The following is a 15,859-nucleotide window of genomic DNA, read 5'->3' as shown; positions in this document are numbered from 1 at the left end:
ATACTGGGATAAAGCCATTTAGAAACATATTAAATTTTATATTATTTCATCCGTCAACTTGACAGGGCCTAGTACATGAAGTTGTTGGAACCTTTTTAGATGATTATTTTAAAATTATTTTTGTACCATGAAGCTCTTTAACGTTTAATTTAGCAGCAATAGTATCAACATTATCAAGTGTAATACCGCCACCTGGAACAATTTTAATGAGACCGTTTGACCAGTCAATAATTTCTTTGAGGTGGGGTAACGTTTCCTCGATAGGCTTATCAAGTGATCCGCCATGCGTTAAAACACGATCGATATCATGCTCTGCTAACCAAGATAGCGCATCAAGTTGTGCATTATTAGGAATTTCATCAAAAGCCATATGGAAAGTGATTTGCATGCCACCACTTGCTGCAATTAAAAACTCCATCGCCTCTATGTCTAAGTTATTATTCGTATCTAAAGCGCCAAATACGACGCCATCTACACCAAGTTGTTGAGCCTGAAATAAATCAGCCTCCATAATTTTTAATTCGGTATCGTTATAAACGAAATTTCCGCCACGGGGACGAATCATTGCCATTACAGGGACTTCATTGTCCTGTGCATAACGCATTGTTTCAGACATAACACCTTTACTGACAGTTGTACCACCGACAGCAAGATTATCGCAAAGTTCAAAACGATTAGCACCAGCGGCAAATTGTTTTGGGATATCAGTAAAATTTTCAACTGCAACTTCTTTAATTAACAAATTTAATTTCTCCTAATTTTCAAAATAAACGCAAACGGATTCTGGAACGGCAATATCTTTTTGAAGTAAAGTTAATTTACCAGAGGTTGAATCACGTTCGAATAAGGTAGCATTATCAGTGTTTTGGTTAGCAACAACCAAAAATTGTTCTGTTTTATTTAAACTGAAATCACGAGGAAAGTCACCTTCAGTTGAAATAAGTTGAATAAGTGTCATTGTGCCATCAACAGCAAGTGAATAACAAGCAATTGAGTTGTTTCCGCGATTAGAGACATACAAAAAGCGGCTATCTTTAGAAATGCGAATAGCAGCAATTCCGTTATGAGCATTCCAATCAGATGGAATTGATGAAAGTGTTTGAATCTCTTTAAATGAACCATCCGTTTGATTGTAGCTAAGTAACGAAACTTCACTTGAGAGCTCTCCAGCTAAGTATGCTAATTTTCCATTTTTATGGAAAACAATATGACGAGAACCGAACCCAGGCTCTGAACGATACTCAGCAATTTGTTTAATAGCACCATTATCTGACACATCAAAAGTTAACACTTGATCAGTTCCAAGGTCACAAACAACTAACCTATTGTCTGGTGTTAAATCAGTGAAATGAATATGAGAGCTTGTTTGTTCTGGTTTTGGACCATGACCTTCATTTGTAACTTCATTAATAAGAGCTAATGAGCCATCAGTTTGAATTTTTGAAATGGAAATAAGACCCTTATGGTAGTTTGAGCTGTAGACTAATTGACGGTTATTATCAACAGCAACGTAAGCAGGCGGAGCGCCTTCAGCTGAAACGTCATTTAAAAATTGGGGATTTTCTGATGCAAGGGTAAAGGCTGATATACCACCTAAATCTGACCTCTTTGAAACGGTATATAAGACACCTTTGTCCGATTTCGTGAGATAAGTTGGATTTTCAACCTTTATATAGGGTGTAGCGTTAGAAACTTTTTTTTCAATTGTATCAAGTTGAGCTCGTTGGATACCAGTACTTGTCTTTTTTGTATATGTACCAAACAAAATAGTCTCTTTCATAGTTACAAATACCTCCTCATGATATTGTCAATATTATATCATATATTTTTGTAAACGTTATTATTTATACTGGGGACTATGCTATAATTATAGGTAACTATAAAGGATAAGGGAGACGATAAAGTATGATTACAGCAAGAATTGAAGAAATTGGAAAAGATGCCATCTCAAAAAAGGAACCTATTGTTATCCTTTTCAATCAGAGTGCAACGGATGATTTAAGACAAGTTTCTGTCATTCAATCATTTGAAGATGATAAAAAAATTATTTCGCCAAAAACAGGTGATGAAATGATTATTAATGAACAAACTTATAAAATTGATTTCGCTGGAGAGTTAGTTTCAAGTAATTTTGAGTCGGTTGGGCATGCTACCTTGTTCTTTATGGAAGTTCCAGAACATCCACAACCAAATGGTATTTATTTAACACCGCATGTATTGCCAACTTTTAAAGTCGGTAATACAATCACGTATAAGTAAAGGAGTAGATTAAAATGCTCCCAAATGAAAAATCGACTTCACAACGATCATGGTTTTGGAAATGGGTTGTTAATAATAAAACAGTTAGCATTTTATCAATTGTTTTGTTAAGTTTGCTAATTATTTTTATGTTAGCACAAGTGGGCTGGTTTTTCGCACCAATTGGAGAGTTATTAAGCATTATTGGCTTCCCAATTGTTTTAGCTGGCGTGCTGTATTATTTAATATCCCCATTGATAGATTTTTGTGAAACGCGCTTTAAATTGAATCGAAGTTTGGTTATTACAGTTGTATTTATAGTAATTTCTGGGTTTTTAGTATGGGGGATTGTCGTTTTGATTCCTGCTGTACAAACACAAACAATTAGTATTATTAAAAATTGGCCGACGTATTGGTCAAATATCACACATCAAACGAATGATTTTATGTCGTCATCTTTATTTGATACTATTAAAACTTCAATTGAAAAAATAAATACAGATATCGTAGGAACAGTATCCAAAAAAGCGAGCTCAGTTATTGGATCAACAGTTGATTCTTTAGGTAGCGTTGTTGGTACTGTAACGACATTTATCATTGGATTAGTAACAGCACCCTTTATCTTATTTTATTTATTAAAAGATGGGCACGATTTACCTGAGTATTTATCAAATTTTTTCCCAGTAAGATATCGCAAATCAATCATTGAATTATTAGATGAAATTAATTTACAAGTCAGTCAATATATCCGAGGTCAGTTAACGGTAGCATTCTTTGTGGCCATATTATTTGTTATTGGTTTTTCAGTAGTTGGTCTTAAGTTTGCTTTAACGTTAGGGATTTTGGCAGGTTTTTTGAATTTAATTCCTTATTTAGGCTCTTTTCTAGCGATGATTCCTGCACTAGTAATTGCTGCTTTCGTGTCACCAATTATGTTGATAAAGGTTATTGTTGTTTTTATTGTTGAACAAACAATTGAAGCAAGATTGATTTCTCCATTGATTCTTGGAAGTAGTTTAGCAATCCATCCCGTTACAATTTTAATTGTTTTATTAGGTTCGGGACGGGTTTTTGGATTAATAGGTGTTATTTTTGGAATCCCAGGATATGCAATTCTAAAAGTTATTGTAACGCGGATTTTTGTATGGTATAAAAAGGATTCTGGTTTGTATGACGAATCAGAGAAAACGAATAAAGATAATCAAAAAAGTTAGACAAATTTTATTTTGTCTAACTTTTTTGATTAAAGCGTATCACCGTTAAAAATTGAATTTTTAACAATTACATAATCGACTTTTTCAAGTGCAGAGAGAGAATTACCACCAGCATAAGAAATTGAAGATTGTAAATCTTGTTGCATTTCAAGTAAAGTTTCATGAATGTCACCTTTAAAAGGAACGAGCATTTTTTTACCTTCAACATTAGTGTGGCTACCTTTTTGATATTCAGAGGCAGAGCCAAAATAACTTTTAAATAGATTACCATCTTTTTCAATTAAATCACCAGGACTTTGTTTGTGACCAGCAAAGAGTGAACCAATCATACACATTGAGGCCCCAAATCTGACTGACTTAGCAATATCACCATGAGTTCTTATACCACCATCAGTGATAATTGGTTTACTTGCTGCTTTAGAACATAATCTAAGAGCGGCTAATTGCCACCCGCCGGTACCGAATCCAGTTTTAATTTTAGTGATGCAAACTTTTCCGGGTCCAATACCAACCTTAGTTGCATCTGCACCAGCATTTTCTAGTTCTCTAACGCCTTCAGGTGTGCCAACATTTCCAGCAATTAGAAATGACTCTGGTAACCATTTTTTAATATGATGAATTAAATCAATGACACTTTGTGCGTGGCCATGCGCCACATCAATTGTTATATATTCTGGAATTAAATCAGCATCGGCAAGCTCTTCAATTAATGCCCATTCATGTGGTTTAACGCCAACACTAATAGAAGCAAACAAACCTTTTGCATGCATTTTTTTGACGAAAGGTAAGCGACTCTCTTCATCGAAACGGTGCATGACATAGAAATAGTCATTTGATGCAAGCCATTCTGCTAACGGTTCATCGATAATTGTCTGCATATTCGCAGGTACAACGGGTAGTTTAAAACGGCGAGGGCCAAATTGAATAGATGTATCGACTTCGGAACGGCTATTTACAATACATTTGTTAGGGACGAGCTGAATATCTTCATAATCAAAAACTGGCATAATATTTCCCCATTTCTTTTAAACACGAACTATTTTTAGTATTTATTAAATTATTATCAGTAACCAACTGATAATTTACGCTATTTAGCGAATTTAGTCAACATATTTTTGAAATAAATCGAAAATTAAATAAGAATACGTGAAGAGATAGACGTCGTGCTATAATTATTTTGGGAGTGATTATTATCGCAAAAAAAGAAAAAGTAAAAAAAACAAATGACGAACGCATTTTAGATCAAAATCATATTGAATTTGAGAGCTATACTTTTGATTTTTTAGGTGGTCGACAAATGGATTCAAGCAAAGAAGCTAAAGAACTAGGAACGGATGAAAGAAGTATTTTAAAAACAATTGTTTTACAGGGAAGTAACGGTGATAGAGATTACGTAGTTGTTTGCCTTCCTATTACTTTTGAAATTGATTTAAAATTAGTAGCACGTGAATTAAATGAAAAACAATTGCATTTAGCAGATAATAAAAATTTAATCAATATTACTGGTTACGTTCATGGCGCAAATACACCAATTGGAATTAATGTTCGAAAAGGATTTCCCATTTATTTTGATGAACGAATTCAAGAGTTCGATAAAATTTGGGTTTCAGCTGGTAAAGTTGGTCGTTCTGTTGGCGTAAAACGTGAAGAACTTGTTGAATTGGTTAAAGGTCATTACATTAACATTGAAAAATAAATAGCTATTGAATGTAAAATAAACGATAAAAAGGAATAAGTGTAAATTGAAAAAAATTGAGAAAAGTGCCGTATTTTTAAAAAATAAAATCGATTTATTTAGATGTCCTGTCTGCTTAAACCCCTACAGTAAAGTTGAAGGCCAGACGATGTTTTGCCCTGAAAATCATCAAATAGATTTATCAAAAAAAGGAACTCTTTTTTTCTTGAATCATGGGGTTAAAAGTGATTATGAATTGGATATGTGGTTAGCAAGGAGACAGTTATTACAAGCAGGCTTGTTTAAACCGATTACGGATAAAATTCTTGAGCAGCTTTCTGATGAAGAAGAAACAATTATGGATGTAGGTTGTGGAGAGGGAACACCACTTCATGATATAGAAGTAACACGCCAAAATGCTAAAGACACTTACGTTGGATTTGATATTTCAAAAGATGCAATCAATTATGCGACACAACAAGAGACAGATGCTTTTTATTGTATTGCTGATTTGGCTAAACTACCATTTAATAATAAGTCATTTTCAACAATTATTGATATTTTTTCGCCTTCTGCTTATACAGAATTTGATCGAGTATTAAAGGATGGCGGGCAGTTATTAAAAATCATTCCAAATTCAAATTACTTAGTTGAATTACGCGAACTTCTATATAACGAAGAGAGTCATAATAGGAGTTATAGTAATGAAAAGGTTTTAAATCTGTTTAAAGAAAATTATCCTGACTCTGAACAAATTACAATTAGTTATCAATTCGATATTCCAGAAGGCTTGTTTCCTGCCTTACTCGAAATGACTCCTTTACATTGGGGAGCTACAACAGATAATCAGGCTAAAGCTAAAAAACAACCTTTAACCAAAATTACGGTTGACGTTACACTATTAAAATATCGTAAAAATAAGTTAGAATCAGTGTTGTAACGAATAAATTGCTGTGGTATTATGAGTATACGAATTCGGTTGTTTAGAGACTGTCGACGATGTTGTCAGCTTCTGGAAATTGATCTTCATTAACGTATCTTTTCGCCGTGCCCACACCGAAATGATGCGTTTTTTTGTTGCCTAAAATAATAACGATTTTTTGAAAGGATGTTAATTTTTGACGAATCATATTGCATTATTTGAACCACTTATGCCTGCTAATACAGGTAATATTGCTAGAACTTGTGCTGGAACGGATACTGAACTACATTTAATTGAGCCCTTAGGATTTTCAACAGACGATAAATATTTAAAACGTGCTGGACTAGACTATTGGGATAAAGTAAAAATTACGTATCATAAAAATTTACAAGATTTTTTAGCATCTATTCCAGATCAGAAACAACTTTTTTTGGTTTCAAAATTTGCACCGCAAACTTATTCACAAGTAGATTATTCTGATGTGAATAAGGACTATTACTTCTTGTTTGGTAAAGAGACAACAGGTCTTCCTGAAAACTTTATGCGCCAAAATGAAGAGAAAGCAATCCGAATTCCACAAGATGATACGCACATTCGTGCCTTAAACTTATCTAATTCAGCTGCTATTGTAATTTATGAAACACTTAGACAACAAGACTTTTTAAATCTAGATAAAACACACACGTATGAAAATGATAAGCTAAAATAAGTAGCTTGAGCATTTTATAGACTAGAAATTCATAAATGGGTTATACTTGCTTCGGGTTAAGAAATAAACCGGTATTTATGATGAACAGTCATTTTATAAAATGGAAGGGTGTGAGCTAACTTGTTTCAAGTAATAACAATGTTTGGATTTGATGAACCATGGTGGTTTTTTGATGATTGGAAAAGTCATATTCAAAAAACAGTTGATTTTGATTCAATGGATGAAGCGATGGCTTTTTTTGAGGAACAATCTAGCGCATTTACCACTGAATTTAGCCATCAAAAAAGTAAACGTCAATTTTTGACAGCATTTTGGAATGAGGAACAAATGGATTATTGTTCAGATTGTGGTGATGATTTACAGTTATATCAAGGGTTACTGTTAGTTAAAGATGGCAAAGAAATTACAGCCAAAAAAGAGAGTTAATAACATAATTGTTATTAACTCTCTTTTTGTGGAAATGACTAGACAATGACACGGAAGGTAATTAAGATATGGTATAATTGAGTATCTATTTTAACAGAAGGAGGAACTGTTTTGGCTCAAAAAAAGAAAAGAAAAAAAAGAACAACAAAAAAAACAGTTCAATACAAATTTTCTAAAAATATAATTGGTGTTATATTTTTATTGTTTGGAATATTTGGTGTGCTAGCACTGGGATATTTGGGTGCTTTATTTGCTAACGTTTTCCGTTTGTTTGTTGGTAATACATATCAATTCGCATTATTAATTCTCGGTGTATATGGAAGTTACTTAATGATTATGGGAAAAGAGCCCAAAGTTAAGAAAAGAATTAATTGGGGATCCGTTATTTTATATGTTGGTGTTTTAGTCTTTCTTGAAGCCTGGTTTGTTGGGCACTCATCGGTGCATAGCCAATTTATTCAATATACATGGCAGACACTTGTTTCCGATTTTCGACAATCTGCAGTTAGTTCAACAGTTGGCGGTGGAATGATAGGGGCAAGCTTATACCAATTATCGTACTTCTTAATTTCACAAGCAGGCACCTATATTGTTAGTGTACTTTTCATCTTAGCCGGATTATTTATTTTTTTTGATCTCTCTTTTTCAGAAGTTATGTATACTGTTCAACGCTATCTAAACGTAATTATTGCTTGGACAAGAGAAGGTTTTCGCCGAATGAAAGTAGCAATAGATAGTTTTAAAGAAGAAAGAAAAGAAAATAAAGCAGAACAAGATGAAGAAGAATTAAAACCTGTAATTGACCATAGAACTGAAGAAAAGGAAATAAAAACTGAACGAGAAGTGACCGTTGATGAACCACCTATCATTACGCAACAAGAACCAGATTCAGAATTAGATTCAGAAGATGATCCTAAGATAATATCAAGTACAGTGGCTGATGATAATGAAGATTACCAATTACCACCAGTTACATTACTTACAAAAATTCCAAAAGAAGACCAAAGTGGCGAATATAAAACAATTGAAAAAAACACAAAAATATTGAAGCAAACATTTGAAAGCTTTGGTGTTGATGTTGAAATTAAAAGTGTGAGTTTAGGACCATCTGTTACTGAATATGAATTACATCCGGCAATTGGTGTTAAAGTTAGTAAAATTGTTAACCTTGCGGATGACTTAGCCTTAGCACTTGCTGCCAAAGATATTCGAATTGAAGCACCAATTCCTGGAAAATCACTTATTGGGATTGAAGTACCAAATTCTAAAGTATCAATGGTTTCATTCAGGGATGTGATTGAATCTCAACAAAAGAATCCAACACCAGATAAAGTTCTCGAAGTTCCTTTAGGTCGCGATGTTTCAGGCCAATTGGTAACAGCAGATTTAACAACGATGCCGCATTTATTGATTGCTGGCTCAACTGGTAGTGGTAAGTCAGTTGCAATTAATGGCATTATCACAAGTTTATTGATGAATACGAAACCAAATCAGGTTAAGTTTATGTTGATTGATCCTAAAAAAGTAGAGTTAGGTGTCTATAATGGTATTCCACATCTATTAACGCCGGTTGTTACAAATCCTAAAAAAGCATCACGAGCTTTACATAAGGTTGTTTCTGAAATGGAGCGACGCTACGAATTGTTTGCAGATGCTAGTCAACGTAATATTTCTGGATATAATCAAATGATTATGCAAGAAAACGCAGATGACGGACAAAAAAGAGCAACGTTACCTTATATTGTTGTCATTGTTGATGAATTGGCAGATTTAATGATGGTAGCCTCGAATGAGGTTGAAGATGCGATTATTCGTTTAGCACAAATGGCTCGAGCAGCTGGAATCCATATGATTTTGGCAACGCAACGTCCATCTGTTGATGTTATCACAGGATTGATTAAAGCTAACGTACCATCACGTATGGCTTTCGCTGTTTCCAGTGGGATTGACTCGAGAACAATTATTGATAGTAATGGTGCTGAAAAGCTTTTAGGTCGTGGGGATATGTTATTCCTACCAATGGGGCTAAATAAACCCATTCGTGTACAAGATGCTTACATTTCAGATAAAGATGTTGAAAGTGTTATTTCGTTTATTAAAAATCAGCAAGAACCACAATACGATGAAACGATGATTGTGACTGATGAAGAAACAGCTAACTCAGGATCAGCGTCTGATTCAGAAGACGAATTATTTGGGGACGCTGTTAAATTAGTGACTCATGAACAATCTTGCAGTGTATCCATGTTACAGAGACGTTTTAGGATTGGCTACAATCGAGCTGCTAGAATTGTTGATGAAATGGAAGCAAAAGGAATCGTTGGACCGCCAGAGGGAAGTAAGCCGCGCAAAGTGTTGATAAATGAAGAAACTGATGGTCCTAATTAGGGCTTTCAGTTTTTTTGTTTAGCCTAAACAGATTACGAAACAATTAAATTTGTGTTTCACTAGTCTTTCAATTATCATGGTAAAAGAACATCCGATTTAAAAGGAGGCACATTTTCGTGCGTAAACAATTAGAAACAGGTGTCAACTTAACTGTTATTGAAAATAGTCAATTTAAAACGAATAGAATCGTTATTAATTTTATAGCACCTTTAACCGGAAAAGAATCTGCAGAACGTATGCTATTAGCTAACTTATTAGAAATTAGTAGTGCAGAATATCCATCTCAACAAAAATTAGCCGAAAAATTATCAGAACTTTATGGTGCAAGTTTTGGTATCACTGTTAGTAAAAAAGGAAACTTTCACTTAATAAGTTTAATTTTAAACGGTGTAAACGATAAATTCTTAGAACATAAAACAGAAAGTTTAAAAAAAATATTTGCTTTTATCAAAGAAATTATTTTCAATCCGAATGTGACTGATGGCCATTTTGACGAAGAAACATTTAAACGCCAAAAGGAAAATTTGATGATGTCTATCAGAAGTATTAGTGATGATAAACAATCGTACGCAGGATTAGAATTACAGAAACTTTACTTTCAAAACGATCAAGCTATTCCTAGCTATGGGACTGTAGAAGATATTGAAAAGATAACTGCAACTAGCTTATTTGATTACTACAAACAAATGCTTACAACTAATCGAGTAGACATTTTCGTCCTTGGTGAATTAGATGAATCAGAAACTGAAACTATTGTTAAAACGTTGCCTTTTAAACCTCGAGATTTTAAAATGATACCTATATTCTATGATCAAGCTATTAAAGAAGTTGTGACTAAAACAGAAACGCAAGCAGTGACTCAGGGTAAATTAAATCTGGCATATCAGTTACCAGTTTATTACAGAGAAAATGGGTACTATGCGGGTCTTATTTTCAATGGCGTTTTTGGCGGTTCACCACTAGCTAAGTTATTTGTAAATGTTCGTGAGAAAGCTAGTTTGGCTTATTATGCAAGTAGCTCGTTAGATACATTTAGAGGTATTTTAACTGTACAAACAGGCATTGAACCACAAAATAAAGATAAAGTTATCGAAATTGTTCAACAACAATTAGATGATATTATCGCAGGTGACATTAGTGATGAACTATTAAATAAAACAAAAATGACAATGATTAACCAATATCAAAGTAGTCTTGACTCACAAATGGCGTTAATTAATCAATCGATGATTGATCAATTAACAAGCACAGAAGTTAGTGCAACAGAGTGGATAGACGGCATTAATAGCGTGGATAAAGCTGCCGTTCAAGCTATCGCTCGTAATGTTAAATTACAAGCAATCTTCTTTTTGAATGGGGAAATTAATTAATGAAAACATTAGAATACCCGCAGTTTGACGAAATATTATATACAGAAACTTTGGAAAATGGCTTGAAAGTAAATATATTACCTCGTAAAGGTTTTCATAAAACTTATGGTATATTCACAACAAATTATGGCTCAGTTGATAGTGTATTTGTACCAATTGGTGAAGAAGATGTTGTTCATGTACCGGATGGTATCGCCCATTTTTTAGAACATAAAATGTTTGAAAAAGCAGATCATGATGCGTTTGATTTATTTGGAGAATATGGTGCTAGTGCAAATGCTTTCACAAGCTTTACACGAACGAGCTACTTATTTTCAAGCTCTAATCATGTTCCTGAAAACATTGAAACATTACTAGATTTTGTGCAAGATCCGTATTTTACACCTGAAACAGTTGAAAAAGAAAAGGGAATTATTGGACAGGAAATTCAAATGTATGACGACGATCCTAATTGGCGTTTATACTTTGGTATTTTAGGTAACCTTTACCCAAATCACCCGGTTAGCAGTGATATCGCTGGAACAATTGAATCAATCGATAAAATTACGGCAGATGATTTATATAAGTGCTATGAAACATTTTATCATCCAAGTAATATGAATTTATTTATTGTAGGAAATGTTGATCCAGAAGAAACTTTAGATTTAATTAAAAATAATCAAAATCATAAAAAGTTTCCAGAAGCAGCAGAAACAATTAAACGATTAATTCCAGAAACTCAAGTAGACGGTTCAGACATCATGCCATATCGTGCAACTGAGATGGCCATTCAACGTGCTAAAACAATTGTTGGTATAAAAGGATTAGATAATGTTCCAGAAGGCCGTAACGGCTTGAAATACAAAGAGACAATCCATATGCTTCTTTATCTTTTGTTTGGTGACACGGCCCCTCAATATATGAAATTATATGATGAAGGGACGTTAGATGATTCCTTTGGCTATGAATTTGAAATTGAACGTGGCTTCCATTTTGCAAGTATTAGTGGTGATACTGATGACCCTCAAAAGTTATCGGATGCCATTATTCATATTTTAGAGAATGCGTCAGAGTACCTTTCAGGGGCTGAGGCCCAGTTTGAATTGGCTAAACGTGAAATGTTAGGTCAATCCATTCAATCGATGAACTCACTTGAGAGCATTGCAAATCAGTATGATGGTGATTTGTTTGATGATGCCACTGTTTTTGATAGGGCACCAATTATTGAAAATATGACATTAGATCAAGTTCGCCAAGGAGCTAAAGATTTTATTCGTTCTGAAGCAATTAGTGTCTACCAAATTATGGCTAAAGAGGATGATTAAATGAGTTGGGCAGTTATCTTTGGAGCGTCTGGTGATATTGGTCAAATGATTGCAAGACAATTGGCAGATATTGGTTGGTCGCTAACAATGCATTATTATCAAAATGATGAAGCAATTATGGGATTAACACAAGAGTTGAGGGGAAAATATCCAAAACAAGATTTTTTGCCGTTACAATTTGATATGACAGCGACTAATGTTGATCCAGTGATATCCCAACTATTTGCCGTAGATGCTGTAATATTTGCTGAAGGAACAACTTCTTACCATTTATTCAATGAAGCCCCAATGTCTGATTTAGATAAAATGATGAAGATGCAAGTTCAAACACCATTGGCATTAATTCAGAAATTGGAACCAAAGTTAGCCCAAAATCATTTTGGCCGAATTATATTTATTGGGTCAATTTATGGAGGCGTTGGTAGCCCAATGGAAGTACTGTACAGTACTGTAAAAGGTGCGTTATCGTCCTTTGCCAATGCTTATAGTAAAGAAGTTGCCTCGTTAGGTATTACGGTTAACGTGGTGGCACCAGGCGCAGTTGATACAAAAATGAATCAACAATTTTCGAAAGATGCAAAGAAAGATATCTCAAGTGAAATTCCAATGGGACGTTTCGCACATCCCGAAGAAATTGGATTTTGGGTAAAACAATTATTAGCCAAAGAGGCAGGGTACCTCACCGGTCAAACGATTTATGTTTCAGGCGGATGGTTGAAATAAAATAATAAAATTTTAACAAATTGGACATGACGATTATGTTATACTGATTGTTAGAAGATTAACTATTAAACTAAGTGGAGAATTAGACATGAGTGAAATTGGAAAAACATTACAAGAAGCGAGAATAAATAAAGGATATACGTTAGATGATTTACAACAAATGACGAAAATTCAAAAACGTTATTTGATTGCAATTGAAGATGAAAAATTTTCTGATTTACCAGGAGATTTTTACGTTCGAGCATTTGTTAAACAATATGCAGAGACGGTTGATTTGGATGGGGATAAATTATTAAAAGAATTCAATGAAACACTTCCAGATACACAAGAAACAGTCGTTGCAAAGGAACAAGTATCACGTTCTGAAAAGTCTGCTAAACTACCAAAAGACGGTAATTTTGATAAGTTTATGTCGTACTTGCCAACAATTATTATTGTTGTGATTGTCTTAGGGATTTTGGGTACAATTTATGGTGTGACATTGAATAGTAAAGATACAGATACTCAAATTGAAAGTTCAAGTTCTAAAGTATCTGTTTCAACTGACTCAAAAACTAAAACTTCTAGTTCTGAATCAGTAAAGGCTAGTTCTTCATCTGATAAGAAAACGCAAAAATTAACATATGTTTCAGATGCGGGAACAAACACTGTTTACACAATGGAAAATGCACCAACAACTTCTAAAGTTAAATTAGTAGCTTCTGGTAGTGCTGCTTGGAGCTCAATTACGGCTGATGGCACACAACTATGGCAAGCAACACTTGTCTCAGATGCAACGGATACTGTTACAATCCCAGCCGGTACAAAGTCATTTGTCTTTAGCTTTGGTAATGCACCAGCTATGAGTATCACGATTAACGGTAAAAAATTTAATTTTATGAAAACAAATGCAACTCTACAAGTTAGAACAGTTACTGTAAATATTAAATAAGCCAGAATTGTCAACAACGGATACTATGTTGTTGGCAATTTTTGAAAAAGGGGATCATTATGAATTTACCAAATAAATTAACGGTTGTGCGGATTATTTTAATTCCAATCTTCATGCTTGTATTGTTATTACCAATTGATTGGGGAATGGTTACTTGGGTTGGTACACAGATTCAGGTGACACATCTAATTGGTGCAATTATTTTTGCAGCTGCCTCATTAACAGATTTTTTAGATGGTCAAATTGCACGTCGCCAACATTTAGTTTCTAATTTTGGCAAATTTGCAGACCCATTGGCAGATAAAATGCTTGTAATGACTGCATTTGTTATCCTTGTTTCATTTAACCAAGTACCTGCATGGGTAGCTGCAATTATTGTTTGTCGCGAACTTGCGGTAACAGGATTACGATTGATTATTGTTGAAAATGATGGGGAAGTTATGGCTGCAGCTATGCCAGGCAAAATTAAGACAACAACCCAAATGATAGCTATTATTTTATTGTTTTTAAATAATGTGTTATTTGCAGCAATTAATGTACCTATGGCTGCCATTTTTCTTTATATTTGTTTATTCTTTACTGTTTATTCAGGTATTGATTACTTTGTTCAAAATAGAGCTATTTTCTCAGATTCATTTGAAAAATAAAAATATTTAGACTAAAACATTTAACCGTTTTAGTCTTTTTTAATTAAATTAGGAGGCAACATCATGCATGCAGAAATAATTGCGGTTGGTACAGAAATATTATTAGGACAAATTGTAAATACGAACAGTGCTTTCTTAGCTGAAAAATTAGCTGATTTAGGTGTAAATGTATTTTATCAGACAGTTGTAGGGGATAATGAAGAACGAATGTTAGAGGCAATTGAACTGGCTTCAAAACGAAATGATTTGGTTATCCTTTCTGGTGGCTTAGGACCAACAGAAGACGATTTAACGAAGCAGATGGTCGCCAAATTTTTAAATGAGAAGTTAGTTGAAAATAAGGACGCCATGTTAAAAATAGAAGATCATTTTACACAAACGGGTCGTCAAATGACTGAAAACAACAAATTACAAGCTTTGTATATAGAAGGATCAAAACCAATTAAAAATCATGCTGGAATGGCTGTTGGTGATTTTTACAAAGGTGATTCGTGTGATTTCTTATTATTACCTGGACCACCTAAGGAATTGAAAACAATGTTTAATAAGGAAGTTGAACAGCTATTAAAAGAAGAATATAACTTAAATAGTCATCTTGAATCAAAAGTTTTACGTTTTTATGGCATTGGTGAATCTAAATTGGTGACTGAATTAAAAGAGATAATTGATTCACAAACTAATCCTACTATTGCACCATACGCCAAGACAAATGAGGTCACTTTGCGAATTACGGCAAGTCCTACAGACAAAAAATCAGCTGTAGAATTAATTAACGAAATGGAGATTTATGTACTTTCCAAAGTTGGTGATTATTTCTATGGCTATGGGGATGACAATTCGTTACAAAATATTGTTGTAACTAAATTAATTGAAAAAAACTTATCTATTTCTGCAGCCGAAAGTTTAACAGCTGGATTATTTCAAAGTACATTAGCAGAAATACCAGGTGTCTCAAAAATTTATGATGGTGGATTTATAACATATGCTAATACAGCCAAATCTGATATTTTAGGTATTTCGACTGAAGATATTAAAAAATATGGTGTTGTTAGTGAAGAAACCGCTAAACAAATGGCCCAACAAACACAAAATAAAATGAAAACAAATATTGCTATTTCATTTACTGGTGTTGCAGGTCCAGATGAGCTTGAAAATCAGAAAGCTGGAACGGTTTGGATTGGATTAGCAATTAAAAATAGTCCCGTTATTGCAAAACAATTTCATTTTGCTGGAAATAGAGAAACAATTAGACAAAGAAGTGTTCTAAGTGGACTTAAATGGATATTTGATGAAATTAATGAGTAAATAATTA

16 protein-coding genes are annotated in these 15,859 nt (G+C 33.7%); 13 read left to right on the top strand and 3 right to left on the bottom strand.

The genetic code is table 11. The features are described from left to right. Positions 1–103 precede the first annotated feature (103 nt). Complete coding sequence (locus AC1RPR_RS07360) at positions 104–742, bottom strand: copper homeostasis protein CutC (RefSeq protein ID WP_481761860.1); 639 nt, start codon at positions 740–742, stop codon at positions 104–106. Between the two features lie 12 nt (positions 743–754). Beyond that, positions 755–1,780: a lactonase family protein gene (locus AC1RPR_RS07355; RefSeq protein ID WP_481761859.1), complete on the bottom strand. Its 1,026-nt coding sequence runs from the start codon at positions 1,778–1,780 to the stop codon at positions 755–757. Between the two features lie 125 nt (positions 1,781–1,905). Here AC1RPR_RS07355 and AC1RPR_RS07350 point away from each other — a divergent pair, with 125 nt between their 5' ends. Together AC1RPR_RS07350 and AC1RPR_RS07345 are read left to right on the top strand one after the other, a co-directional pair. Then, positions 1,906–2,259, top strand: coding sequence for a PTS glucitol/sorbitol transporter subunit IIA (locus tag AC1RPR_RS07350; RefSeq protein WP_409021462.1), 354 nt, complete (start codon positions 1,906–1,908; stop codon positions 2,257–2,259). Positions 2,260–2,273: 14 nt separating this feature from the next. Further along, entirely contained in the window at positions 2,274–3,452 is a 1,179-nt protein-coding gene (locus AC1RPR_RS07345) for an AI-2E family transporter (RefSeq protein ID WP_481761858.1), read from the top strand. Between the two features lie 29 nt (positions 3,453–3,481). On the opposite strand, the gene guaC is transcribed toward AC1RPR_RS07345, so the two are convergent. Then, the gene (gene guaC, locus AC1RPR_RS07340; protein ID WP_481761857.1) at positions 3,482–4,459 is read right to left on the bottom strand and encodes a GMP reductase; all 978 of its coding nucleotides are present in this window, start codon (positions 4,457–4,459) and stop codon (positions 3,482–3,484) included. Positions 4,460–4,644: 185 nt separating this feature from the next. On the opposite strand from guaC, the gene AC1RPR_RS07335 reads away from it, so the two are divergent. The 11 genes from AC1RPR_RS07335 to AC1RPR_RS07285 all read left to right on the top strand — a co-directional run bounded on the left by AC1RPR_RS07335 (position 4,645) and on the right by AC1RPR_RS07285 (position 15,852). Continuing rightward, positions 4,645–5,148 (top strand): YbaK/EbsC family protein, encoded by a 504-nt coding sequence (locus tag AC1RPR_RS07335; protein WP_481761863.1) that lies wholly within the window; start codon positions 4,645–4,647, stop codon positions 5,146–5,148. Between the two features lie 46 nt (positions 5,149–5,194). Beyond that, positions 5,195–6,067 (top strand): methyltransferase domain-containing protein, encoded by an 873-nt coding sequence (locus tag AC1RPR_RS07330; RefSeq protein ID WP_481761856.1) that lies wholly within the window; start codon positions 5,195–5,197, stop codon positions 6,065–6,067. 178 nt (positions 6,068–6,245) lie between these two features. Further along, positions 6,246–6,758, top strand: coding sequence for a tRNA (uridine(34)/cytosine(34)/5-carboxymethylaminomethyluridine(34)-2'-O)-methyltransferase TrmL (gene trmL, locus AC1RPR_RS07325; protein ID WP_409021458.1), 513 nt, complete (start codon positions 6,246–6,248; stop codon positions 6,756–6,758). Between the two features lie 120 nt (positions 6,759–6,878). After that, a complete protein-coding gene (locus tag AC1RPR_RS07320; RefSeq protein ID WP_481761855.1) occupies positions 6,879–7,184 on the top strand; it encodes a DUF1033 family protein in 306 nt (101 codons plus the stop codon). A 111-nt stretch (positions 7,185–7,295) separates the two neighbouring features. Next, positions 7,296–9,572: an FtsK/SpoIIIE family DNA translocase gene (locus AC1RPR_RS07315; RefSeq protein ID WP_481761854.1), complete on the top strand. Its 2,277-nt coding sequence runs from the start codon at positions 7,296–7,298 to the stop codon at positions 9,570–9,572. A 116-nt stretch (positions 9,573–9,688) separates the two neighbouring features. Next, entirely contained in the window at positions 9,689–10,942 is a 1,254-nt protein-coding gene (gene yfmF, locus AC1RPR_RS07310) for an EF-P 5-aminopentanol modification-associated protein YfmF (protein WP_481761853.1), read from the top strand. Next, positions 10,942–12,246, top strand: a complete 1,305-nt coding sequence (yfmH, locus tag AC1RPR_RS07305) for an EF-P 5-aminopentanol modification-associated protein YfmH (protein ID WP_481761852.1) — start codon at positions 10,942–10,944, stop codon at positions 12,244–12,246. Before yfmF ends, yfmH begins: the two co-directional genes overlap by 1 nt. Next, entirely contained in the window at positions 12,247–12,969 is a 723-nt protein-coding gene (ymfI, locus tag AC1RPR_RS07300) for an elongation factor P 5-aminopentanone reductase (protein ID WP_481761851.1), read from the top strand. A gap of 88 nt (positions 12,970–13,057) precedes the next feature. Beyond that, positions 13,058–13,900 (top strand): helix-turn-helix domain-containing protein, encoded by an 843-nt coding sequence (locus AC1RPR_RS07295; protein ID WP_481761850.1) that lies wholly within the window; start codon positions 13,058–13,060, stop codon positions 13,898–13,900. A 59-nt stretch (positions 13,901–13,959) separates the two neighbouring features. Further along, entirely contained in the window at positions 13,960–14,547 is a 588-nt protein-coding gene (gene pgsA, locus AC1RPR_RS07290; protein WP_481761849.1) for a CDP-diacylglycerol--glycerol-3-phosphate 3-phosphatidyltransferase, read from the top strand. Positions 14,548–14,610: 63 nt separating this feature from the next. Next, on the top strand, positions 14,611–15,852 hold the full coding sequence (locus AC1RPR_RS07285; protein WP_481761848.1) for a competence/damage-inducible protein A: 1,242 nt from the start codon (positions 14,611–14,613) through the stop codon (positions 15,850–15,852). The last annotated feature ends 7 nt before the right edge of the window (positions 15,853–15,859 follow it).

Source organism: Dellaglioa sp. CoH-57-MRSF-22, from assembly GCF_056781895.1.
Note: the sequence above shows the minus strand (reverse complement) of the source record. Positions and strands in the feature narration are given on the sequence as shown.